Consider the following 21,964-nt stretch of genomic DNA (forward strand, 5'->3'; position numbering starts at 1 on the left):
ACGGACATGCCAGCTATCGCAGTCGACGACCTGACCAAGTCCTTCGGTCAGACCCTCGCACTCGACGACCTTTCCTTCCAAGTCCGGAACGGCGAGGTGTTCGGCTTCCTCGGCCCTAACGGCGCAGGGAAATCGACGACGATCAACGTCGTGCTGGATTTCGCCCGCCCGACCGCCGGCTCGGTCTCCGTCCTCGGCATGGACGCCCAGCGCCAGAGCCGAGCGATCCGCCAGCGGACCGGCGTCCTCCCCGAAGGCGTCGAGACCTACGACCGGCTGACCGCCCGCCAGCACCTCGAGTTTGCGATCGAGTCGAAAAACGCCGACGACGACCCCGAGGCGTTGCTCGAGCGCGTCGGCCTCGTGGACGCCATCGACAGGAAAGCCGGCGGCTACTCGAAGGGGATGTCCCAGCGACTCATGCTCGCGATGGCGCTGGTCGGCGAGCCCGACCTGCTCATCTTAGACGAGCCCTCCACCGGCCTCGACCCCAACGGGGCCCGTGAGATGCGCGAGCTCGTCCGCGAGGAGAACGAACGGGGCGCGACCGTCTTCTTCTCGAGTCACATCATGGAGCAAGTCGAGGCGGTCTGTGACCGCGTCGGCATCCTTCGTGACGGCGAGATGGTTGCCGTCGACTCCGTCGAAGGGCTGCGCGACTCCGTCGAGGGCGGCACGACGCTGCGCGTCACCGTCGACCGGCTCGGCAACGACGCCCTCCAGACGGTCCGCTCGCTGCCCGACGTCAGCAACGCCACCGTCGAGGGCCAAAACCCGCCGACGCTCGTCGCCGAGGTCGACGGCTCGAAGACGGCCGTCCTCTCGGCACTCGAGGACCACGGTATCGAGGTACGGGACTTCGAGACGACCGAGGCGTCGCTTGAGGATGTCTTCCAGTCCTACACGACCGGCGGACGGACGGGGGTGCACGCGCGATGAGCACCGAACCCGGAACTGCGGCCGATTCGGCGAGCGGTTCCGCCTCGAGTTCGGTCAACCCCGGGAGCGTCCGCGCGGTCGCGAAGAAGGACTTTCAGGACGCGATTCGGTCGTGGCTGTTCTGGGGGTTGAGTGCGTTTTTCTTCGTGCTGATGGCTGCGCTGGCGGGCTTTCTTTACTGGGTGAACACGGACAACCTGACGACGATCAGCTTCATCGCGCTGGTCAGCCAGGTGGGGAAGCTGATAATCCCGTTAATCGCGCTTGCACTTGGCTGGAAGTCCATCGCCGGCGAACGCGAACGCGGTAGCATCAAGGTCTTGCTGTCGTTACCCCACTCTCGGAAGGACGTCCTCTTTGGGAAGTTGCTCGGCCGAACGGCCGTGCTCTCGCTGTCGCTGATCATCGGCTTTCTCATCGCGATGGTCGCCGTCGCGTTCGCGGTGTCCGAGTTTTCGTTCCCCGCCTACGTCGCGTTCCTCGCGATGACGATCCTGTACGGCCTCGCGTACATGAGCATCGCCGTCTCGCTCTCGTCGCTCACCCGCTCGACGACGATGGCCGGCGCGGCGATGTTCGGCGTTTTCGTCCTCTTTTATATCGTCTGGAACTCGATCACGACGGCGCTCGGACTTCTGATGAGTCGGGGATACATTGACGGCGTCTCGTACACGACGACCTTCGCCGGGCAACAGGTACAGCGACAGCGGCTGCCCGACTGGGCGCAGTTCATCAACATGATCGATCCGGGTAACGCATACCAGAATACGATCACGCTGTTCAGCGGCCTCTCGAGCGACAGGATCGGAACGAGCTTCAATCCGGACGCTTTCCCCAACGGACTCCCGTTCTATCTGGAGGATTGGTTCTCGCTGCTCATCCTGCTGTTCTGGATCGTCGTCCCGCTCGCCATCGCGCTCTACCGGTTCGACCGCGTCGACATCTAAACCGGAACGACACTCTCGACGCTCTCTCGTATCGCATTGGGGCATTCGTTTACGTCACCGCCCGTAGTACGGCCTGTCGTGACCGACTGCATCTTCTACGGCGGGAAAGGCGGCGTCGGCAAGACGACCTGTGCGGCGGCGACCGGCCTCTCGCTGGCCGCCGCCGGCCGAGAGACGCTGGTCGTCTCCACCGACCCGGCCCACTCGCTGGCCGACTCCTTCGAGGCTGACCTCGGTTCGGACCCGACGCGACTCGAGGACGCCGAACCACTGCCGGGGCTCGAGGGAGACGCCGACGGCGCGGGCGGCCTGTGGGCCGTCGAAATCGACCCCGAAGCGCGCAAGGAACGCTACGAGAAACTGGCACGAGCGCTGGCCGCTGACCTCCGCAGCGCCGGTATTTCGCTGTCCGACGAGGAGATCGAGCGCTTCTTCGCCGCGGGCGCGCCGGCCGGCAGTGACGAGATCGCGGCGCTGGATCTGCTCGTCGAGTACGTCGACGCCGGACGGTGGGACACCGTCGTCTTCGACACCGCGCCGACGGGCCACACCCTGCGACTGTTCGACATGCCCGAAGCGATGGGGCTGGCCCTCGAGACGGCCCAGTCACTGCGCGGCCAGGCGAGGCGGATCGGCAACGCGGCCCGAACGGCGGTGTTCGGACCGATGTCGATGATGACTGGGAATAGCGACGACGAGGACGAGAGTCTCGAGACGTTTCGGGCGCGTCTCGAGCGCGCCCGCGACCTGCTCACCGACCCCGGCCGGACCGAGTTTCGCGTCGTCCTAATTCCGGAGTCGATGGCGATCGCGGAGACGGAACGACTCGTCGGCCGACTCCGCGAGGCCGGCGTGTCCGTCGAGCGACTGGTCGTCAATCGGGTGCTCGAGGATCCTCACGAGGGCTGTCCGCGCTGTCGGTCACAGCAAGCGCGCCACGAAGAGCGGCTGGCGGAGATTCGGGAGACGTTTCCCGACCTCGCGGTGGCGACCCTGCCCGATCTCGAAGGGGAAGTGCAGGGTCGCGAGTCGCTCGCCGTGATCGCCGAGCGCCTACCGACGTGAGTGGCAGTCGGCGACAGTTGTCGCTGCTCTTATGATGTATCGGTGACAACAGTCAGCTATGACGCGCTCGTACGGTAGAAACTCGTCACCGCTGCTGACGGCGATCGGTGTGGCCGTCGCGCTCGTCGCGTTCGTCGGCACGCAGTTCCTGGGTTGGGAGTGGGGTTCAGGACAACTCGTCCCGACGATTATCGGCGTTGTCGCCGCCGCCATCGCGCTCATCGCGTTTCTCTCCCGTCGCGACTGAGCAAGACCGGGATCGATCACTCGAGGTCGATCCCCCGCTCGGCGAGTAGCGAGCGAAACTCGCCGCCGTCGAGGATGGGGACGTCCGCCTCCTGCGCGTCGTCTCGCTTCGTCGCGCCCGGATTCTCGCCAGCGACGAGGTAGTCCGTGTTCCCCGAGACGCTTCCCGTCGCGTTCGCGCCGTGGGTCTCGACGAGGTCCTGCGCCTCGCCTCTGGTCAGCCCCTCGAGCGAGCCGGTGAAGACGAACGTGAGTCCGTCGAGTTCGTCGCCACCGGCGTCGGTCTCGGCCTCCTCTGGCGAGACGTGCTCGAGTACGTCGTCGACGACGGCGGCGTTGGCCTCGCTCGTGAAAAAGTCGTGGATCGTTTCGGCGACGGTCTCGCCGATCTCGTCGACGCCCTCGAGCCGCTCAGGTTCGGCCTCGGCGGCGTCGCGGAACGCTACGAAGGTGCCGAACTCGCGGGCGAGTTCGCGGGCCGTCGCTGGGCCGACGTGAGGGATGCCAAGCGCCGAGACGAAGTCGGCAAGCGGGGGCTCGCGGCTCCCCTCGATTTCGGCCAGGAGGTTCTCGGCGCTGGTTGCACCCCAGCCCTCGAGCTCCGTCAGATCGTCGGCGCCGAGGTCGTAGAGGTCCGCGATCGTCTCGAGCAAGCCGGCGTCGACCAGTTGGCGGACGCTCTGCTCGCCCAGCCCCTCGAGGTCGAGTCCGTCGTCGCTCGCGTAGTACTCGATCGAGCGTCGAAGTTGCGCGTCACAGCCCAGCCCGCCGGTACAGAACGCGATCGGGCCGTCGCGCTCGACGGGACTTCCGCAGACGGGACAGCGATCGGGCAGTTCGTAGTGGCCCTCGCTGCCTTTCTCGACGACCTCCTCGACGTAGGGGATCACGTCGCCCGCGCGTTGGACGCGGACGGTGTCCCCGACGTTGACGTTCTTCTCGGCGATTTCCTCGGGATTGTGGAGACTCGCCCGCGAGACGGTGACGCCACCGACGTCGACGGGCTCGAGCAAGGCGACGGGGGTCAGTCTGCCGGTTCGGCCGACTTGGACCGCCACGTCGGCGATCCGCGTAACCTCCGCACGGGCCGGGAACTTGTAGGCGTAGGCGTAGCGGTCGTGACGGGCGGTCCGGCCGAGTTCCTCGCGGGCTTCGCGCGAATCGACCTTGATTACGACGCCGTCGATCTCGTAGGCGAGGTCGTCGCGGGCCTCGAGCATGCGGTCGCGGTAATCGATGGCCTCGTCGATGTCGGCGGCGAGTTCGACGTGGTCGGTAACCCGTAGCCCCCAGTCGGGAAAGCGCTCGAGTTCCGCGCGGTGGGTGTCCTCGAGTTCGCTGGCCGCGAGCACGTCGAAGAAGAAGACCTCGAGCGGGCGCTCAGCGACGACCGAGGGGTCGAGTTGGCGGATCGTCCCCGCAGTGGCGTTCCGGGGGTTTGCAAAGGGCTCTTCGCCGCGCTCGATGCGCTCGCGGTTGTGTTCCTGAAAGGCGTCTTTCGGCATGTAGACCTCGCCCCGAACCGCGAGGAAGTCGGGGGAGTCACCGTGGAGTCGCTGGGGGACGGAGCCGATAGTGCGCGCGTTGGCGGTCACGTCGTCGCCTTCGCGGCCGTCGCCCCGGGTAACCGCGCGCTCGAGTGATCCGTCCTCGTAGACGAACTCCATCGAGACGCCGTCGAACTTGGGTTCGCAGACGTAGTCGACGTCGCCGACCTCACGGTGCACGCGGTCGCCGAACTCCCGGACGTCCTCGGCGTCGCCGCTCTGGTCGATCGAGAGCATCGGTTCCTCGTGCTCGACCGTCTCGAACTCCTCTATCGGCTCGCCGCCGACGGCTCGCGTCGGGCTGTCGGGGTGGGAGAGATCGAAGGCATCCTCGAGGTCGCGCAGGCGGGCGAAGAGCGCGTCGTAGGTCCGATCGGCGATGATCGGCTCGCTCTCGACGTAGTACCGGCGGTCGTGCTCGCGGATCGCCTCGCGGAGCAGTTCGACCTGTCGTTCGGCCTCGTCCTCGGAGAGCGCCTCGACCGGGTCGAAGTCGGTCGGCGGATCCCGAAGGTAGGGGTTGTCTTCGTCCGCGTTCTCGTCGGCGACAGACATTGCTCGAGGGTTGCCGTCCGCCCCCGTTAACGTTACTGACCGCAGTCCGGTCGACCGGTCCGCCTCGACCCGTTTCGGCTCGCCTCGAGACGGATCACTTCCACGGGTTGTCCACAAGTTCCGCGTGGACGCTCGAGCCGACCGCGATCCGACAGTCGGCCCGCGGGGAGGCGATACACAGGAGCACGTAGCCGGCCGCCCGATGTCGGTCCTTCAGCGCCCGCGGGAGACGGCCGTACGCGACGGCGTCGCCCGCGCCGGGCCGGTCGGCGTCTCCGTTGGCGGCGCACTCGCCGTCCGACGGCCGCGTCCCCTCGACCTCGAGCAGCCGTCCGGCACAGGTCCCACAGGCACCCGTCCGGCAGCCGTACGGGAGCACGGCCCCGTCGCATTCGGCGGCTCCGAGGATCGTTTCGTCCTCGCCGACCTCGACGGTCCGCGTCCGGCCGTCGGGCCACTCGAGGGTCACGTCGTGGCTCGTCATCCGTTTGCGGGGCCGATCACTGCCAGACGTCGCTCGTGCAATCGCCGTCGGGCCACCGGATTTCGTGGGCGCGGGCCGGTCCGTCGGGACAGTCGCCCCAGTCAACCAGGAAGTCCTCGTCTAACTCGAGGGTGCCCCTCCGGGGATCGACGTCGGCTTTCAGCATCACCGAGCCCCGTTCGCCCTCTTCGGGGTAGAACTGCTCGTCCCACGAGGAGAACAGCGAGGTGGTCCAGTAGAGGCGTTCGCCGTCCAGCGAGAGCTGGATCATCTGCGGGCCGGCGCTCAGTTCGCGGCCCTGGACCTCCTGCACCTCGCCGAAGGTGCCGCCGACCGACAGCGAGTCGGCCCGCCGCGGGTTCGACGGGTCCGAGATGTCGTACATCCAGACCTCGCCGTGAAGCCAGTTCGACCCGAACAGATACCGGTCGTCCATCGAGATCAGGATGTCCGTCGGAAGTGCGGGAACCGGCATGTCCCAGTCGTCGTGCTCCCGGCTCTCGAAGTCGATGACCTTCTCGGCGCGGTACTTGCCCGCGGCTCGCGGCTCATCGCCGCTCGCTTCATCCGCGGCGCGTGGCGCCGCGCCCTCGTCTCGCCAGAAGTGAAAGATATTCGACGACAGCGCGGCCCCGACGAACCCGTGGGTCGATTCGGGCGTGTGGAGAAAGCGCACCTCGAGGGGAATCAGCCCCTCCTCGCTGAGGTCGATCGTCTGCTCGACGGTGCCGTCTTCCCAGTCCCAGAAGTGGATTTGCTGGCCGTACTCGCCCGCCTCGACGTCCTCGAGGTCGAAGCCCGGATAGTAGGTCTTCGGCGCGGCCCACTCGCTCGAGACCATCACGTTCTGACGGGGCTGATACCAGTAGTCGTAGTTCATCTCGATCTCGCCCGGCGGCTCCCACCGGCCCTCGATCTCGAAGTCGTCGTTCAGTTCGAGGAACCCTCCCGGAAGCTCGCCGTCGGCATCCCCGAGCATACTGATCAGAATCTCCCCGTCGGGGATGCAGTGAACCGTGTGAGGGGCCGAGAGGTCGTACTCGTAGACCTCCTCGGGTTCGATCACCCTCTCGAGTTCGGGGTTTCGCCGGTCTTTCGCGTCGATCACGTGGATCCGCGAGGAGCGCTGTCCGGGAACGATCAGATGGCGGCGCTCGAGCCCTTCGACGTGACACGACGACGAACAGGCGTTCCACCCGAAGTGGTGGAGTTCGTCCCCGCGGTTCGGTAGTTCGACGCGGTCGACGATCTCGCAGTAGGTCTCGGAGTCGGGATCGAGGTCGACGACCGCCACGAAGTCCGACGCATCGATGTCCGTGCCGACGTAGAGGCTCATCACGTAGGCCAGTTTCTCTCGACCACCTTCCTCGATCGCAGCCTGCGGCGTCGCGTAGCCCGGTCCCTCGTGGTCGTGGTGCTGTTCATGGTCGTGGCCTGGTTCGACATCGTCTGGTGTGCTAGCTCCGCTCATGGGTTCCACGACCACGAACGAGTAGATAAATCTGGTCGGGGCGACGAAACCGGACGAGAGCTACGCCCAGGGACTATCGCCGACTTCCGAGCGGACTCTCGGCCCGACCTCGAGGCGACAGTCGGTTTGCGGCGAGGCGATACACAGCAGGACGTAGCCGGCTTCCCGCTCGCCGTCGGTCAGCGCCTGCGGCGGCCGCCGATAGGTGAACGCGTCCGCGGCGTCGAGCGGGCGGTCTGTCTCGTCCTCGTCGGGCCTGCTCTCTCCGCCCTCGCGTCCGATCAGTCGACCGACACAGGTGATACAGGTCCCCTTCCGGCAGTCGTAGGGTAGCCGAGCACCGGCCCGTTGGGCCGACTCGAGGACCGTCTCGTCTTTGGCAACCTCGATCGTCTGCGTCGAACCGTCGGTCCACTCGAGGGTCACGTCGTGGCGCGTCATCGGTTGCTCGTCGCCGCTGTCACCGGCCTGTAGTCGTCTACGCTGTTCATAGCCGATCTTGGGTTCGAACGGGCAAAAAGAGTGGACCTGACCGCTCGCGTGGTCGCTTCCGTCGGGGTCGATCGAACGATACCCAGTCTTTACCCGCGCCCGACCCATAGACGCGAATAGATGGAACAGGGAACGGAGTACGGACTGGTCGACTTAGAGGAGGTCGACACCCCGGGCGATGAATGGGAGGAGATCGACGTCTCGGATACTGAAGCGGACAGGATCGCCCGCAAGCGCGACCGCGAGTTCAACCAGTTTCAAGAGCGCATCAAGGACGCCGACCAGTTCAAAGTCGAGCAGTCGGTGTTCGACGACGCGACGTTCGCGGCGCTGTACAAACTCGTCCAGGACGGCTACGTCGAGGCCTTCGGCGGCCCGCTCTCGACGGGCAAAGAGGCCAACGTCTACCACGCGCTGGGCGACGACCGCGAGGTCGCGGTCAAGGTCTACCGGATCAACGCCTCGAACTTCCGGCAGATGCGCGACTACCTCGAGGGCGACCCCCGCTTCGAGGGGCTTGGCGGCAAGAAGAAAGACGTCGTCCTCGCCTGGACCAAGAAGGAACTCGCCAACCTCCGCCGCGCGAAGAAAGCCGGCGTCCGCGTCCCGGAGCCGATCGCGTCCGAGCGCAACGTGCTCGTGATGGAGTATATCGGCAACGCCGAGGGCCGCGCGAAGCGACTCGGCGAGGTTCAGATCGAGAACCCCGAGACCGCCTACGAGGTCATGCGCGAGTACATGCGTCGGCTCTACTCGGCGGGGCTGATCCACGGCGATCTCAGCGAGTACAACGTCGTCTTCGACGAGGGCCAACTCGTGCTCATCGACCTCGGACAGGCCGTCACCGTCCACCACCCCAACAGCCGCGACTTTCTCGAGCGGGACTGTCGGAACGTCGCGAGCTTCTTCTCCCGGCAGGGGCTCGACGTGACCGAGGACGACCTCCTCGAGTTCGTCACGAGCCCGGAGCCGGATCCGTCTCGAGACTGAGTCGCCGTCTCCGAAACGCTCATTATCAGCGCGCTAATAGGATACGCCGATGACGACCGCTCTCGAGTGGCACTGGTGCTGGCAGGCCCCCTCGAGAGCGGACAGTTCCGTCGCTGCGGGCGACGCGGCCTAACCCGGCGGTCGCGGCGGTGGGCGCTCCCTCCGCTCGAGTTCTCGAATCGCGCTCCGACCGCCCCAGCCACACTCACAGACTAGATGCCGGCACCATCCGACACACCGAACAGCACCGACAGCGAGACGAACGCCGACGCCTCCACTGCGGAGGCCGCGGCCGTCGACGAGTTCACCGTCACGCCCTACGCCGTCGACGGCGAGATCGACTACGAGAAACTGCTCGAGCGCTTCGGCGCAGCGCCGCTCACCGACGAGCAGATCGAACGCTTCCCCGACCACCCGCTGCTCAGGCGGCGGACATTCTACGCGGGCCGGGATGTCGACGACTATCTCGAGGCCGCCGCGGCCGGCGATCCGCACGCGATCGTCACCGGTCGCGGCCCTTCGGGACCGATGCATCTGGGTCACGTCCTCCCGCTGTACCTCGCGAAGCGCTTTCAGCGAGCAACGGGCGCGACGGTGTACGTCCCACTCTCCGACGACGAGAAGTTCCTCGCGAAGGACCAGTCGTTCGAATCGATCGGCGAGCACACCCGCAAGAATCTGCGCGATATCCTCGCCGTCGGCTTCGATCCCGACCGGACGCGGATCGTCGTCGACACCGCCGACGCGGACGTGGTTTACCCGATCGCGGTTTCCCTCGCGAAACACCTCACGCCGGCGACCATCGAGGCCGTCTACGGCACACAGGACACCGTCGGCCTCCAGTTCTATCCCGCCGTGCAGGCGACCCACCTCCTGCTCCCGCAACTCGTCGGCGGCCGGCAGCCGACGCTCGTCCCCATCGCCGTCGACCAGGACCCTCACGTCCGCGTCTGTCGCGACGTCGCCGCCAAAGAGGCGCTACCGGTAGAGAAGCCGGGCGCACTGCTCGGGCACTTCCTTCCGAGCCTCGCAGGCCCCGGCAAAATGAGTTCTTCCGGCGATGCGCCGTCGATCGAACTCACGGACGATCCCGAAACGGTCGCCGAGACGATTCGAACCCACGCCTACACCGGCGGCCGAGCGACGCTCGAGGACCACCGCGAAGAGGGCGGCGATCCGACCGTCGACGTTCCCTTCCAGTATCTCCGCTTTTTCTTCGAACCGGACGACGACGCACTCGAGCGCATCGCCGCCGACTACCGGGCGGGCGACCTGCTCAGCGGCGAACTGAAGGATCTCGCAATCGACCGGATCACCGAGTTCCTCGCCGACCACCAGCGCCGACGCGGAGAACTGGATTCGCTCGCGGATGCGCTCGATCCCTATCGGCTCACCGATCATGAACGGCAGCGGGCGCTCGAGCGGGCCGGCGTGCCGACGGGCCTCGATCGATAGCCGTTCGATCGTCTAGTGGCTCTGCACCACTGTTCCCCGAACGCCTTAGTGGCTCGCTCCCGCGCGAACGCGTATGAACGTCGGCATCATCTCGGACACGCACGACAACGCCGCAGCCACCGAACGGGCGGTCGAACTCTTTCGCGAGGAAGGCGTCGAGACCGTCGTCCACTGCGGCGACTTCGTCGCGCCGCTACTTGTCCCCTACTTTGAGGACTTCGAACTCCACGGCGTCCTCGGAAACAACGACGGCGACGCCGCCAATCTGCAGGCCGCGTTCGACTCGCTTGGCGAGGAAAGCCGACTCCACGGCCGGTTCGCCGACCTCGAGTTCGACGGTCTCTCCTTCGCCGTGCTCCACGGCGAGAGTCTCGCGGAAGTCGAAGCGATCGCGGCCGGCGAGACGTACGATTACGTCTGTTACGGCCATCACCACCGACGAGAACGCTCGGAGAGGGGGCGGACGACGGTGCTCAACCCCGGTGCTCACTTCCTGCCGAAGTCCGAGGCCGATCGAACCGTCGCTATCGTGGACACCGAGACAGAATCCGTCCGGTTCCACGAATTCGAATAGATCGACATCTACTATCGAATTTCGGCTTTGTTGTCGAGCACGCCGTGGAGTTCGAACTCCTCGAAGTAGTGGATCACGGGCGGGCCGAGGCGGTCGGTAGCTCGTTCGGTCGCCTCGACGTTGTCGTGCGTATCCGAGAGAATCCCGATCTGTATTGGTATTGCTGTTCCCCGATAACTCGTAAAAATCCACGGGACGACGCTCGTGCAGCGAACGCTCCGACTCGGATAACGGTTATCTCCGCGGCCACGTTCCCATCGCCGTGGCACGAACGCGCGAGCGACGGGGCGGTCCGCTCGATGCAGTTCGATGGCGGACGTCGTGGGTCCCGCCGTGGGTTCACCTGGCGAACGGTCATTGATCGCCCGTGACCGCCGCGAGTGTCGTCAGCACGTCGGAAACGTATCCCGCCACCGAATCCGCGGCGGCGCTGTAGTCGACGGTCACCACTGCCGGGTCGGTCGTGACCGCGAGATCGCTACGGATTCCTCGCGGGAGTGCCGGCTCGACGGGACCTTCGGGCGGCGTTAGACCGAGGTCGCGCTTGATCGCGTTGGCGAGCCGATCGGTCGCATCGATGGACTCGACCTCGTACGTTATCGTGACGGTCGCATCGGTACCATCGACAACCGCGTCGACTGCGGTATTCACGACGGGAGCGTACTCGTCAGTGCGCGGCCCAGTGCGATCGTCGTGAAAGGCGAGGCCGGTGGTCGCAAAGCGCACCGGGGCGGTCCGATCGGTGCGATCGAAGGGGTGTAGTACGGCGTCGTCGACCGGCGCCGCGTCGGCGTGCCACACGTCGATGACGGAACGCACCTGCCGTTCCGTTCCGAGAGTGACGACGCCGTCGGCGAGCGTGGCGCCGGCCGCGTCCCCTGCGAGGTAGACGGTTCGCCCCTCGTATGCGTCCGTTTTGGGCTTCCCTGAGATGGACGCGGAGACGCGCTCACGGAGTTCGGTTTTGGACCAGTCTGCCCACGCGACGACTGCCGACTCCCCGGAACCGTTCGAGCCGACGACAGCGAGCTTGTGGAGGTCCGTCGCGTCCCGTCCGGCGTCGAGCGCGTCCCTCGGAAGCCCAGGGGTCTTGTCAAGCGAGGTGGCCGCGAGCAACGAGGTTACAACCGCCGCTGTGATACTGGCGTCCCGGCCGCGTCTCGGTCGGATCAACAATAGTGGATCGCTTCCGTCGGGGACCGTTCCTGCAGTAAAGTCGTCAGAACCGGTGCTGTCGGTGTCAGACAGCCAGTCGGTCCCAACGTATCCAATCACCGCAAACGAGCCGGTCGCCACGATGATCGACCGTCTCGTTCGATTAGTTCCTGTCATCTCCAGTAGATGTCTCGAGCCGTCATCAGTTGGAGGGCGTGGGGGTGTCGCTACGCGAGCGGGGTGATCGTTCTCAACACCAAGTAGCGTACCCGAAGGACTTAGTAGTTGATTCCGTGTGACCGTAGTCTCCGACCGGGACGTTGAGCCGCCACTCGAGGTCGACATCAATTTCGAGCAGGGTTCGCTCGTACAGCGGCGGGGATGCGACACACCCCTTTTGGTACGCGGCAATGCTTCCGACCTCGAACACGGCGTTGTTGCTCGCCGAGGTGCTGTCCGCCGAGTTCATCTCGAGGGCGTGCTCCGAGCGCCTCGTCGTCTTGGAGGTCTTATCGATCAACTGTGCGCCCGGGAACGAAACGCTACTGTTGAATCCGATCGTAAGCGACGGCTCTTTCGCGATATCGAGGCCGAGGGAATACCCCCGCGTGGAGGTGACATCGCTGATCTGCCCCTCCGGATCTGTGCTAACGATGAGGTCGTCCTGGGGCACCTCGTTCACTCATTGGTCCCAGTCGTGGTAGACGGTCGCCTCCTTGTTGCTGTACCCGTCCTGGATGCTCGAGGTGCAGTAGTCGTCGAGACCGTCGTTACAGAGCTGTCGCCCGGGCACCATCCGGATTTTCGATCGCACCCCGATACGGTCGTAATCTGACGACCAGTTCACGTCGTGTGTGAACTCGACGTTTCCGACCTTCGCGTTATAACTAACCTCCTCGTCGGGTTCCCAGTAGACGTCCGTGCTTCCCTGTGAGACCCACTCGTCCCAGTCGATGTCCCAACTACTGCTCGCACTTGCAGCGCTCGTCCGAGCGACGATTTTCTCTTGTTCGCCGGCTCGTGCCCTCGGCGCCGTAGACAGGACCAAGCGCTTAACCTCACTCGGCAAGTAGCAGGCTGTATGCAGCACGTGAAGATTCCGCAGGACCGCATCGGCGTTCTCATCGGCGAAGGCGGCGAGACGATGCGCGAGATCGAGGCCGAAGCGGAAGTGCGACTCGACATCGACTCGGAGAACGGTTCCGTCGCCGTCGAGACCGTCGGCGACCCCGTACTGGGGCTCAAAGCACCCGAAATCGTTCGCGCTATTGGCCGCGGTTTCGCGCCCGAGGACGCCATGCGGCTGCTCGAGGACGACATGATGTTGTTCGACGTCGTCGACATCGACGCCGCCGCGCGCAACAAAAACGATATGAAACGAAAGAAGGGCCGGCTCATCGGCGAGGGCGGCCGGACCCGCGAGCTGATGGAGGAACTGACCGGGGCCGACGTCGTCATCTACGGCTCGACGCTCGGGATCATCGGCGCACCACAGGAGGTCGACGCCGTCCGCAGCGCCGCCGAGATGCTCTTAGACGGGGCTCCACACGGCGCAGTGTATTCGTTCCTCGAGGAGAAGCACAACGAGATGAAACATCAGGGAATGGAGTACCACCGGTTCCCGGGCGGCCAGTCCTGACTGCGCTGGACCTCGGTTTCTCGAGGGGCTATAGTATCTCCTTCACGGATGGTGACGTGGACGTGACTTGCTGCAGATAGTCAGGTCTCTTCGTCGGCACTCGAATCGAGCCACCGTTTTACGAGTGTCATACTACCGACAGTGGTGGCGACACCGCTAGCAATTCCAAAGCCGGGTATTTTGTCGTTATCTTCGGAGTCGGTGTTCGCAGTCTCGTTTCTGGTGCCTTCGCCAGGGGAAGTGTTCTCAGCTTTGTCGTCGGCGTCGTTAGGGTGAGTTATCACAGGCTTGTTCTCGTCGCCTTCGTCGGGACTAGCGTTTCCGTTCCCGTTCCCTTCGCCAGGTGTACCGTTTCCGCCGCCGTTCCCGTCGAGTACACCCAATTCCGACAACGCTTCCTGCATCGTGACGACTCGGAGATCGTGCTCGGCGGCCAACTCCAGTGTACGATCGATCCAGTCTGGGGGAAGCGCATCGTACTGACTGTGTCCACCGACGACACCGAGGGCGTTCCTCTCTACAGCAGCCATGAACTGGTCGATCTCGTCCAGTGACGTCTTGTCTGTTTCAATGTACTTGCGTACGATACGCGTCGGTTCGAGGCCGTCGATCGGATTGAGGCCGTTTCGACTCTGGAAGTTCGGCACCGAATCGTAGTACTCCGGGACGAGGTCGCTGGCGATCCCGTCGGACCGTCCAAACGGATAGACGAACCCCGTTACTGGCGCACTCCACTCTTCGATTCGAGATTTCGATTCTTCGAGGATGTGTCGTATGAATTCTTCCGTATGACGGACGAGCCCGTTCGTTGCATTTATACTCTTTTCAACCGGGTTCTCGAGTTCGATATATTGGCCGTAATCGTCGGTACCGCGCCCGGAAGTTGTCGCAGTAACTTTCCGCTGGTCGTCGAAAATCACCACTGGGTCACCGCTGTACCGTCCATGCCGGTGGTGATCGACGTAGAGGCGGTCGTCGCCCTCCGTCAGGTCACGCTCGACGTAGATGTGCCCAAGTGACCGGTGCTTGAGCGTGTGGGACATGAACTCCCACCCGAATTCGTCCATCTCCGTAACGTGTTTTGGGTCCAAGAAGTCGTCAGAATCTTCCATCAAGCCCGGACAGACAGCGGAACACGCCGGGGCGTCGTGTTCTTGATGGACCTGGAACGTTTCCGTGTAGTCTTCGATCGGACCATCGTCATAGGTGAAAACGACCATTCCTTCGTATTCAGCGGCAGTTGCAGAGGAGACGACAGCCGTTCCGCTCAAAGCGACACCCGTCGTCGCGAGATATTGTCTTCGAGTTACCATTATGACACTACCCTCTCTGAGGCGAGATAGTATTATTCTTATGACACTATTGGTAATGTTTCCTGCTTATATTAGTATGAATTATAATCATAGTGCGGTCGATTCGGGCTTGGTCGACCGCAACGTGATCCAAGTACTGGCCAGTAGCGGGCCGTACGCAGCACAGGGATTCTACAGGAACGCATCGGAGTTCTCGTCGGAGAAGGGGGCGAACAGATGCGTACTATCGGTGCAGAGGGGGAGGGAGTAAATCACTCGCTCACCACAGACAGTACTGGAAACAGGTCATTAGCGGATCTGTGGTATCCTACAATCCGCTATTCCTCCGATAAAACCGCTATTTGGCGGCGTATCGTCGTTTCACATCGTTCGACACCGAAACGAGAATATAAATACAGCGGACATCCGTTCTCGGAACCACCGTACTGAACCCACGTCACGGGGTCGCATCTAGCTGCCCTCGAAAGGTTTATATAGAATCACAATCAATCCTTCGGGTGACTATGGCTCAACAGCAGATGGGCAACCAGCCCCTCATCGTACTTTCGGAGGACAGCCAGCGAACCTCCGGCAAAGATGCGCAGTCGATGAACGTACAGGCCGGGAAGGCCGTCGCCGAGTCGGTCCGGACGACGCTCGGCCCGAAGGGGATGGACAAGATGCTCGTCGACTCCTCGGGCAATGTCATCGTCACGAACGACGGCGTCACGCTGCTCTCGGAGATGGAGATCGACCACCCCGCGGCCGACATGATCGTCGAAGTCGCGGAGACTCAGGAAGACGAGGTCGGCGACGGCACCACGAGCGCCGTCGTCGTCGCCGGTGAGCTCCTCAGCCAGGCCGAGGACCTCCTCGATCAGGACATCCACGCGACCACCCTCGCCCAGGGGTACCGCGAGGCCGCCGAGGAAGCGACCGAGGCTCTCGAGGAGATCGCCATCGACGTCGCCGAGGACGACACGGAGATCTTAGAGCAGATCGCCGCGACGGCGATGACCGGCAAGGGCGCGGAGAACGCCAAGGACCTGCTCTCTGGACTCGTCGTCGAGGCCGTCCAGACGGTCGCCGACGACGACGGCGTCGACACGGACAACATCAAAGTCGAGAAGGTCGTCGGCGGCTCGATCGAGAACTCCGAGCTCGTCGAGGGCGTCATCGTCGACAAGGAGCGCGTCTCCGAGAACATGCCGTACTTCGCCGAGGACGCCGACATCGCGATCATCGACGGCGACTTAGAGATCAAGGAGACCGAGATCGACGCCGAGGTCAACGTCACCGATCCCGACCAGCTCGAGCAGTTCCTCGAACAGGAAGAGGCCCAGCTGCGCGAGATGGCCGAGACGATCGCCGACGTCGGTGCCGACGCCGTCTTCGTCGACGGCGGCATCGACGACATGGCCCAGCACTACCTCGCACAGGAGGGTATCATCGCGGTCCGCCGCGTCAAGTCCAGCGACCAGTCCCAGCTGGCCCGATCGACCGGTGCCACGCCCGTCTCGACGGTCGACGACCTCTCCGAGGACGATCTGGGCACTGCCGGCAGCGTCGCCCAGAAGGAGATCGCCGGCGACCAGCGCATCTTCGTCGAGGACGTCGACGACGCTCAGGCCGTCACCCTGATCCTCCGGGGCGGCACCGAGCACGTTATCGACGAGGTCGACCGCGCCATCGAGGACTCGCTCGGTGTCGTCCGAACGACCATCGAGGACGGTAAAGTGCTCGCCGGCGGCGGCGCACCCGAGATCGACGTCTCGCTCGCGCTTCGGGACTACGCCGACTCCGTCGGCGGCCGCGAACAGCTCGCCGTCGAGGCCTTCGCCGACGCGCTCGAGGTCATCCCGCGCACACTGGCCGAGAACGCGGGGCTGGACCCCATCGACTCGCTCGTCGAACTCCGCAGCGGTCACGACGGTGGCGACACGGCCGCCGGCCTCGACGCCTACACTGGCGACACCATCGACATGGAAGATGAGGGCGTCTACGAGCCGCTGCGCGTCAAGACTCAGGCCATCGAATCCGCCACCGAGGCGGCCGTCATGCTGTTGCGCATCGACGACGTCATCGCCGCGGGCGACCTCGCGGTCTCCCATGACGACGATGACGACGACATGCCCGCCGGCGGCCCCGGTGGCATGGGCGGCGGCATGGGCGGTATGGGCGGTGGCATGGGCGGCATGATGTAAAACGAAATTTTGCCCTACGGGCCAGCGAAGCTGGCCTCAGCAAAATTTCGATCAAAAGCACTCCTCGCTCCCGATGGTCGCTCGTCGGCCCGAGCGCGGCACGCGGTGCCGCGCTCGGTGAACGGCGTCGTTCGGGTTCTCCGAACCGCTCACTTGCCGATGATTGACTCGGGTGCGTGCTCAACGAGCGATCGTCCGCTCAAGCCACCTACTGCAGTCGGCCCATTTCGTCGTTCCCTCTTTCGTCGTCACTTCCGAATCCTGTCCTCTCGTGGTTCGTCCCGATCGACACCGTACGGCCGCGTTCACTGTTTCTGATTCGAGTCATCGAGAAGCCGATCGTTCGAGGCTCAAGAGCCGTCCCCACGCAACGTTCATGTTGTTTTCTTCATAAGAACTAGTCGTGACGAACGATACCGACAGGAAACGCGACGTGGCGAACGCCTTCGGCGGCGCGACGGACGGCTATCTAACGGGTGACGTACTCAAGCGGGGCGCGGACCTCGAGCGACTCGTCGACTGGTGTAGTGACGCGACGTGTGCACTCGACATGGCGACGGGTGCGGGCCACGTCGCTGGTGCACTCGCCGACGCCGGCGTCTCGCGAGTCGTCGCGGCGGACCTCTCTCCGGAGATGGTCCGGACGGCGACGACCGAGTACCCTCGCGTCGAGGGCGTGGCGGTCGACGCCGAACGGCTGCCGTTCGCCGCGAATCGGTTCGATGCCGTCACCTGTCGGTTCGCGGCGCACCACTTTCCCGACCCAGCGGCGTTTCTGTCGGAGGTCGAGCGCGTCCTCGCGCCGGGCGGCGTCGTCGCGCTCGAGGACCTCTGTGTCCCCGCCGATCCCGAGTTGGCCGCGTACGTCAACCGACTCGAGCGACTGCGCGATCCGGGCCACGTCGAGACCTACTCTCGAGCGCACTGGCTCGAACTGTTCGCAGACACCGGGCTGACGGTCGAGGCTGACCGCGAGACGAGCCGTCGGCTCGAGGTCGACGCCTGGCTCGACCGGATGGACGTGCCGGACGACCGTCGTCGGGAGATCAGAGGGGTGCTGGCGGATGCCCCGGCGGCGCTCGAGAAGGCGTTCGAATTCCGGCACGTGCCCGACGACGACGGAGAGCGGTTGGAATCGTACCGGACGCCAGTTGTGCTGTTCCGCGCGACGGGCTGACGGCCGCTCGCGCCTGTTCGGGTCGGTCCTCCGCCGGACGAAGCGGCTGGGTTGAGGCACGGTCCGGCTCCCAGATCGCGTCTCTTGTCGCGTTTCGGGACCAATTAAGTAGCTTCCCGCGATATTTGCCACTATGAACACGCTCCTTCTAGACAGTGACGATGTCGACGAGCACGCCGCGCTCGCCGACGTCATCGACGCCGTCGAGTCGGCCTTCGCGGCCTTCGAGCGCGGGGATACGCAGATGCCCGCCAAGTCCTATATCGATCTGCCGCAGTACAACGGCGACTTCCGGTCGATGCCGGCCTACCTCGATACCGGCGACTGGGACGCCGCCGGGCTGAAGTGGGTCAACGTCCACCCCGACAACCCCGCAGACCACGACCTGCCGACGGTCCTCGGGACGATGATCTACTCCGATCCCGAGACCGCGTTCCCGCTTGCGATCATGGACGGGACGACGCTCACGATGAAGCGGACCGGCGCAGCGGCGGCCGTCGCCACCGACTACCTGGCCGTCGACGACGCCTCGAGTCTGGGCCTCGTCGGGGCCGGCGTCCAGTCCTATACGCAACTCGAGGCGATCAGCGAGGTCCGACCGATCGAGGAGGTCGTCGTCTCGGACCCCGACGACGAGCGCGTCCGGCGGTTCGTCGAGACCTACGAGGACCGGTTCGACGTTCGCGGCGGCTCGATTTCCGAAGCGGGGAGTTGCGACGTACTCTCGACCGTGACGCCGGTCGAGGACCCGATCGTGGGACTCGAGGCCGTCGGTGAGCAGACACATATCAACGCGATCGGGGCCGATGCTGCGGGGAAACACGAACTAAGCGACGAGTTACTGCGGGCGGCGCGGATCGTGATCGACGATTACGAGCAGTGTACGCATTCGGGCGAGATCAACGTCCCCTACGGCAAGGGGGACATTACGGATGCTGACATCCACGGCGAAATCGGGGAGCTCGTCGTCGGTGGGAAGGAGGGTCGAACCGAGGAGACGGGCATCACGGTCTTCGATTCGACTGGACTCGCGATTCAGGACGTCGCGACGGCCCGTATCGTCTACGAAACCGCCCGCGAAAACGACGCCGGCTACGACTTCGGGATGATCGATACCGGGCGGTAATCACTGGCTCTTCGCCGGCCGTCATACGGCGACCTGTCTCGGTCGAGCGATCGACGGCTGGATCGGCGAAATACGAGTACTATCGCGCTAATCGTCCGTTTTTGCGACATCGGGATGGTCGTCCGTATCGCGTCCGAACGCCGTTTCGCGCAGGTCGGCTTCGATTTCCTCGAGCGACCGCCCTTTGGTTTCGGGAACGAGTTGATAACAGAACACCAGCGCGATGACCGAGAGGACGCCGTACAGCCAGAACGTTCCGGACTGTCCGAAGACGTCGACCAACCGGAGGAACGTCAGCGAGACGATCAGATTGCCGCCCCAGTTGATGACCGTGACGACGCCCATCGCTGTGCCGCGGATCTCCATCGGATAGATTTCGGAGATCAGCAGCCAGAAGACCGGTCCAAGACCGATCGCGAAGAACGCGACGTACAGCATCAGGCTCCCGGTCGCGATCAAGCCGAGACCGCCCGAGAGGCCGGGCAGATAGAACGCGACCCCGAGGACACCGAGCATGCCGGCCATCCCGGCCAGTCCCGTGAGCAACAGAGGACGGCGACCGGTACGGTCGATCAGTAGGACGGCGACGACGGTCATGACAACGTTGACGGCACCGATACCGACGGTCGCGAGGATCGACGCGGTGTCCGCAAAGCCGGTCGACTCGAGGATCGTCGGCGCGTAGTACATGACCGTGTTGATACCGGTGACCTGCTGGAACGCCGCGAGACCGATGCCGACGACCAGCATCGGGCGCACCCACGGCTGGAACAGGTCACGGAAGGTACCGGATTCGGTTCGGACCGTCTCCTTGATTTCGCTCAGTTCCGCGTCGATCTGGCTCTCGAGGCGCGTTTTCGACAGTACCTCGCGGGCGTCGCTAACGCGTCCCTGTTCGTAGAGCCAGCGGGGGCTCTCCGGCATGAACAGCATTCCGGCGAACAGGACGGCTGCGGGGAGCATTCCGAGACCGAGCATCCAGCGCCACTCGCCGCCGCTGGAAAACGCGTAGTTGACGAGGTACGCGATGAGGATGCCGCTAGTGATCGTCAGCTGGTTCAGCGAGACCAGCGATCCCCGGATTTTTGGCGGTGAAATCTCCGAGATGTACAGCGGGCCGACGACCGACGCGAATCCGACGCCGATTCCGTCGACGATTCGGCCGACGATCAGTATTTCGACAGTCGGTGCGATCGCCATGATGAGCGATCCGACGAAGAAAACGACGGCACCGACGAGGATGAGTCGCCGTCGACCGAGTCGGTCCGCGAGCCGACCGGCGAGGGCTGCACCGATGACCGCGCCGACCATCGCCCCGCTGACGATGATTCCCTCGACGTACGCGGCGTTTACCGAGTGGCCGAACAGCGTCGCCAACTCGAACGTCTTTCGAATGTACAACATCGCGCCGGAGATGACGCCAGTGTCGAACCCGAACAGTAACCCGTTGAGTGCGGCCAACGCCGCAACGACGTAGATAAACGAATTTCGGTCGTCGTCGTCGGGCGCTGACTGTGTGATTGGTGTTGTCATCGCCTATAATCATTAATCCACATTGTAGTTAACAAATGTAACGATCCGCGTTTCGGAAGGAGTCCGACGGCCGACAAGCTGGTACCCACAGCGGGCGCGCTGTAGCTATAGTAGCCACTGAACGTCGCTGTACGTACTGATCGCTAGACGGCATTGCGATCAGTGTGTATATCGTTTACTATAGCCGCCGTCTCCACGCCGAAACGCTGAGACCTCTGTCGCAGTCGATCACGTTCCGACACGGCCGACACGGCGTGGAATCGAGCCAGTCATCGACAGTTCGTCGGCGTACTGGAAGACCGGCTCACCGATCGGCGTCGGCAATCCGTTCGCTTCGAACAGTGTGTTTTCGTGGATCGTGACCGCCGCCGGCTGAAGCGGCCACGGATCGTGTGCGATCTCGCCTGTCAGGATACCCTTCGATTCGGGCGCGTAGAACCGACGGCGCGCCGTCAGCCAGTACTCGAGCGTCCCCGGTTCGGCAGTGAACGCGTCGCCGTCGGGCCGGTATGTCGCGGCAAATCGGGCGGGACGGTCACCCGCTGTCGACGGCCCCTGCCGGTCGCTGGTAAACGTGACGTGATTTTCTTCTGTCGCGCTGACTCGCATGGCCGCATCGTACACGGGCAAGCCGGTCGTTCGGCCGACGGCCGTCGCGACCAGTGAACTGCCGACGTCGATACTAAAATAAAGCAGGCCCGACTCGTCCCGATAGCGGACGTACGTTCGGACGACGAGTTCTGGAAACGCCAGTCTGGTGATCGACGGCGTCCCGCGAATCCCGACGTTCGTGAGCACGAACGGGAGCACGCTCAGCCAGGCGCGCCCATCCCGGGTCTCGAGGCGCAATCGTCCGGGGACGTGCGGTCGAAGCTCGTCGGGCTCGACCGGCCAGTGAGCGAACAGTCCATCGCGCCACGTCATCGAGGCGATATGTGGTGTTTTCCACGCCGACTTCCCCGCGAACCGCCATCGAAACGGGTCCGTACGTTGTGCGTTCATCCTCGGAACCAACAGATACTGTAGCCACTCGTACGACGGACTGCCGTATAAATCAGATAGCCTGCTGTTAG

General features: G+C 64.3%; 21 protein-coding genes. 11 read left to right on the forward strand and 10 right to left on the reverse strand.

The window, feature by feature from the left end; all coding sequences use genetic code 11:
- Positions 1-6 precede the first annotated feature (6 nt).
- From ACJ70B_RS09605 to ACJ70B_RS09620, 4 genes are all read left to right on the forward strand, one after another.
- Complete coding sequence (locus ACJ70B_RS09605) at positions 7-939, forward strand: ATP-binding cassette domain-containing protein (protein ID WP_408956775.1); 933 nt, start codon at positions 7-9, stop codon at positions 937-939.
- Entirely contained in the window at positions 936-1,886 is a 951-nt protein-coding gene (locus ACJ70B_RS09610) for an ABC transporter permease (protein ID WP_408956776.1), read from the forward strand. The genes ACJ70B_RS09605 and ACJ70B_RS09610 overlap by 4 nt, the downstream gene beginning before the upstream one ends.
- A 78-nt stretch (positions 1,887-1,964) precedes the next feature.
- Entirely contained in the window at positions 1,965-2,951 is a 987-nt protein-coding gene (locus tag ACJ70B_RS09615; protein WP_408956777.1) for an ArsA family ATPase, read from the forward strand.
- Between the two features lie 58 nt (positions 2,952-3,009).
- A complete protein-coding gene (locus tag ACJ70B_RS09620; RefSeq protein ID WP_408956778.1) occupies positions 3,010-3,198 on the forward strand; it encodes a multidrug transporter in 189 nt (62 codons plus the stop codon).
- Between the two features lie 16 nt (positions 3,199-3,214).
- Here ACJ70B_RS09620 and ligA read toward each other — a convergent pair whose 3' ends face one another.
- From ligA to ACJ70B_RS09640, 4 genes are all read right to left on the reverse strand, one after another.
- On the reverse strand, positions 3,215-5,299 hold the full coding sequence (ligA, locus tag ACJ70B_RS09625; protein WP_408956779.1) for an NAD-dependent DNA ligase LigA: 2,085 nt from the start codon (positions 5,297-5,299) through the stop codon (positions 3,215-3,217).
- 94 nt (positions 5,300-5,393) lie between these two features.
- Positions 5,394-5,783: a 2Fe-2S iron-sulfur cluster-binding protein gene (locus ACJ70B_RS09630; RefSeq protein ID WP_408956780.1), complete on the reverse strand. Its 390-nt coding sequence runs from the start codon at positions 5,781-5,783 to the stop codon at positions 5,394-5,396.
- 16 nt (positions 5,784-5,799) lie between these two features.
- Entirely contained in the window at positions 5,800-7,254 is a 1,455-nt protein-coding gene (locus tag ACJ70B_RS09635) for a selenium-binding protein SBP56-related protein (protein WP_408956781.1), read from the reverse strand.
- A 60-nt stretch (positions 7,255-7,314) separates the two neighbouring features.
- Complete coding sequence (locus ACJ70B_RS09640; protein ID WP_408956782.1) at positions 7,315-7,695, reverse strand: 2Fe-2S iron-sulfur cluster-binding protein; 381 nt, start codon at positions 7,693-7,695, stop codon at positions 7,315-7,317.
- Between the two features lie 171 nt (positions 7,696-7,866).
- Between ACJ70B_RS09640 and rio1 the strand changes: the two genes are divergently transcribed.
- The 3 genes from rio1 to ACJ70B_RS09655 all read left to right on the forward strand — a co-directional run bounded on the left by rio1 (position 7,867) and on the right by ACJ70B_RS09655 (position 10,765).
- The gene (gene rio1 / locus ACJ70B_RS09645) at positions 7,867-8,736 is read left to right on the forward strand and encodes a serine/threonine-protein kinase Rio1 (RefSeq protein ID WP_408956783.1); all 870 of its coding nucleotides are present in this window, start codon (positions 7,867-7,869) and stop codon (positions 8,734-8,736) included.
- Between the two features lie 216 nt (positions 8,737-8,952).
- The gene (locus ACJ70B_RS09650; protein ID WP_408956784.1) at positions 8,953-10,191 is read left to right on the forward strand and encodes a tryptophan--tRNA ligase; all 1,239 of its coding nucleotides are present in this window, start codon (positions 8,953-8,955) and stop codon (positions 10,189-10,191) included.
- Between the two features lie 73 nt (positions 10,192-10,264).
- Positions 10,265-10,765 carry a metallophosphoesterase gene (locus tag ACJ70B_RS09655; protein ID WP_408956785.1) on the forward strand — a complete coding sequence of 167 codons (501 nt, stop codon included), beginning with the start codon at positions 10,265-10,267 and terminating at the stop codon, positions 10,763-10,765.
- 354 nt (positions 10,766-11,119) lie between these two features.
- Here the strand turns inward: ACJ70B_RS09655 and ACJ70B_RS09660 are convergent, their stop codons facing one another.
- The 3 genes from ACJ70B_RS09660 to ACJ70B_RS09670 all read right to left on the reverse strand — a co-directional run bounded on the left by ACJ70B_RS09660 (position 11,120) and on the right by ACJ70B_RS09670 (position 12,968).
- Positions 11,120-12,097, reverse strand: a complete 978-nt coding sequence (locus ACJ70B_RS09660) for a hypothetical protein (protein ID WP_408956786.1) — start codon at positions 12,095-12,097, stop codon at positions 11,120-11,122.
- 73 nt (positions 12,098-12,170) lie between these two features.
- A complete protein-coding gene (locus tag ACJ70B_RS09665) occupies positions 12,171-12,593 on the reverse strand; it encodes a hypothetical protein (protein ID WP_408956787.1) in 423 nt (140 codons plus the stop codon).
- Between the two features lie 9 nt (positions 12,594-12,602).
- On the reverse strand, positions 12,603-12,968 hold the full coding sequence (locus ACJ70B_RS09670) for a hypothetical protein (RefSeq protein WP_408956788.1): 366 nt from the start codon (positions 12,966-12,968) through the stop codon (positions 12,603-12,605).
- Between the two features lie 33 nt (positions 12,969-13,001).
- On the opposite strand from ACJ70B_RS09670, the gene ACJ70B_RS09675 reads away from it, so the two are divergent.
- On the forward strand, positions 13,002-13,559 hold the full coding sequence (locus tag ACJ70B_RS09675) for a KH domain-containing protein (RefSeq protein WP_408956789.1): 558 nt from the start codon (positions 13,002-13,004) through the stop codon (positions 13,557-13,559).
- 80 nt (positions 13,560-13,639) lie between these two features.
- On the opposite strand, the gene ACJ70B_RS09680 is transcribed toward ACJ70B_RS09675, so the two are convergent.
- Positions 13,640-14,872: a polysaccharide deacetylase family protein gene (locus ACJ70B_RS09680; RefSeq protein WP_408956790.1), complete on the reverse strand. Its 1,233-nt coding sequence runs from the start codon at positions 14,870-14,872 to the stop codon at positions 13,640-13,642.
- Positions 14,873-15,390: 518 nt separating this feature from the next.
- Between ACJ70B_RS09680 and thsA the strand changes: the two genes are divergently transcribed.
- From thsA to ACJ70B_RS09695, 3 genes are all read left to right on the forward strand, one after another.
- The gene (gene thsA / locus ACJ70B_RS09685; protein WP_408960098.1) at positions 15,391-17,055 is read left to right on the forward strand and encodes a thermosome subunit alpha; all 1,665 of its coding nucleotides are present in this window, start codon (positions 15,391-15,393) and stop codon (positions 17,053-17,055) included.
- Between the two features lie 403 nt (positions 17,056-17,458).
- Entirely contained in the window at positions 17,459-18,232 is a 774-nt protein-coding gene (locus ACJ70B_RS09690) for a class I SAM-dependent methyltransferase (RefSeq protein ID WP_408956791.1), read from the forward strand.
- A 133-nt stretch (positions 18,233-18,365) separates the two neighbouring features.
- The gene (locus tag ACJ70B_RS09695) at positions 18,366-19,358 is read left to right on the forward strand and encodes an ornithine cyclodeaminase family protein (RefSeq protein ID WP_408956792.1); all 993 of its coding nucleotides are present in this window, start codon (positions 18,366-18,368) and stop codon (positions 19,356-19,358) included.
- 87 nt (positions 19,359-19,445) lie between these two features.
- On the opposite strand, the gene ACJ70B_RS09700 is transcribed toward ACJ70B_RS09695, so the two are convergent.
- Together ACJ70B_RS09700 and ACJ70B_RS09705 are read right to left on the reverse strand one after the other, a co-directional pair.
- Positions 19,446-20,891, reverse strand: a complete 1,446-nt coding sequence (locus ACJ70B_RS09700) for a sugar porter family MFS transporter (RefSeq protein WP_408956793.1) — start codon at positions 20,889-20,891, stop codon at positions 19,446-19,448.
- 228 nt (positions 20,892-21,119) lie between these two features.
- Positions 21,120-21,893 carry a YqjF family protein gene (locus ACJ70B_RS09705; RefSeq protein WP_408956794.1) on the reverse strand — a complete coding sequence of 258 codons (774 nt, stop codon included), beginning with the start codon at positions 21,891-21,893 and terminating at the stop codon, positions 21,120-21,122.
- Positions 21,894-21,964: the final 71 nt, after the last annotated feature.

The sequence above is a fragment of the Natrinema sp. 74 genome (assembly GCF_046097095.1).
Classification (GTDB): domain Archaea; phylum Halobacteriota; class Halobacteria; order Halobacteriales; family Natrialbaceae; genus Natrinema.

Coding starts and splice junctions, on each gene's coding strand:
- ACJ70B_RS09605 (WP_408956775.1), top strand. CDS start 7: ATGCCAGCTATCGCAGTCGACGACCTGACCAAGTCCTTCGGTCAGACC.
- ACJ70B_RS09610 (WP_408956776.1), top strand. CDS start 936: ATGAGCACCGAACCCGGAACTGCGGCCGATTCGGCGAGCGGTTCCGCC.
- ACJ70B_RS09620 (WP_408956778.1), top strand. CDS start 3,010: ATGACGCGCTCGTACGGTAGAAACTCGTCACCGCTGCTGACGGCGATC.
- ligA (WP_408956779.1), bottom strand. CDS start 5,299: ATGTCTGTCGCCGACGAGAACGCGGACGAAGACAACCCCTACCTTCGG.
- ACJ70B_RS09630 (WP_408956780.1), bottom strand. CDS start 5,783: ATGACGAGCCACGACGTGACCCTCGAGTGGCCCGACGGCCGGACGCGG.
- ACJ70B_RS09635 (WP_408956781.1), bottom strand. CDS start 7,254: ATGAGCGGAGCTAGCACACCAGACGATGTCGAACCAGGCCACGACCAT.
- ACJ70B_RS09640 (WP_408956782.1), bottom strand. CDS start 7,695: ATGACGCGCCACGACGTGACCCTCGAGTGGACCGACGGTTCGACGCAG.
- rio1 (WP_408956783.1), top strand. CDS start 7,867: ATGGAACAGGGAACGGAGTACGGACTGGTCGACTTAGAGGAGGTCGAC.
- ACJ70B_RS09650 (WP_408956784.1), top strand. CDS start 8,953: ATGCCGGCACCATCCGACACACCGAACAGCACCGACAGCGAGACGAAC.
- ACJ70B_RS09655 (WP_408956785.1), top strand. CDS start 10,265: ATGAACGTCGGCATCATCTCGGACACGCACGACAACGCCGCAGCCACC.
- ACJ70B_RS09660 (WP_408956786.1), bottom strand. CDS start 12,097: ATGACAGGAACTAATCGAACGAGACGGTCGATCATCGTGGCGACCGGC.
- ACJ70B_RS09675 (WP_408956789.1), top strand. CDS start 13,002: ATGCAGCACGTGAAGATTCCGCAGGACCGCATCGGCGTTCTCATCGGC.
- ACJ70B_RS09680 (WP_408956790.1), bottom strand. CDS start 14,872: ATGGTAACTCGAAGACAATATCTCGCGACGACGGGTGTCGCTTTGAGC.
- thsA (WP_408960098.1), top strand. CDS start 15,391: ATGGGCAACCAGCCCCTCATCGTACTTTCGGAGGACAGCCAGCGAACC.
- ACJ70B_RS09695 (WP_408956792.1), top strand. CDS start 18,366: ATGAACACGCTCCTTCTAGACAGTGACGATGTCGACGAGCACGCCGCG.
- ACJ70B_RS09700 (WP_408956793.1), bottom strand. CDS start 20,891: ATGACAACACCAATCACACAGTCAGCGCCCGACGACGACGACCGAAAT.
- ACJ70B_RS09705 (WP_408956794.1), bottom strand. CDS start 21,893: ATGAACGCACAACGTACGGACCCGTTTCGATGGCGGTTCGCGGGGAAG.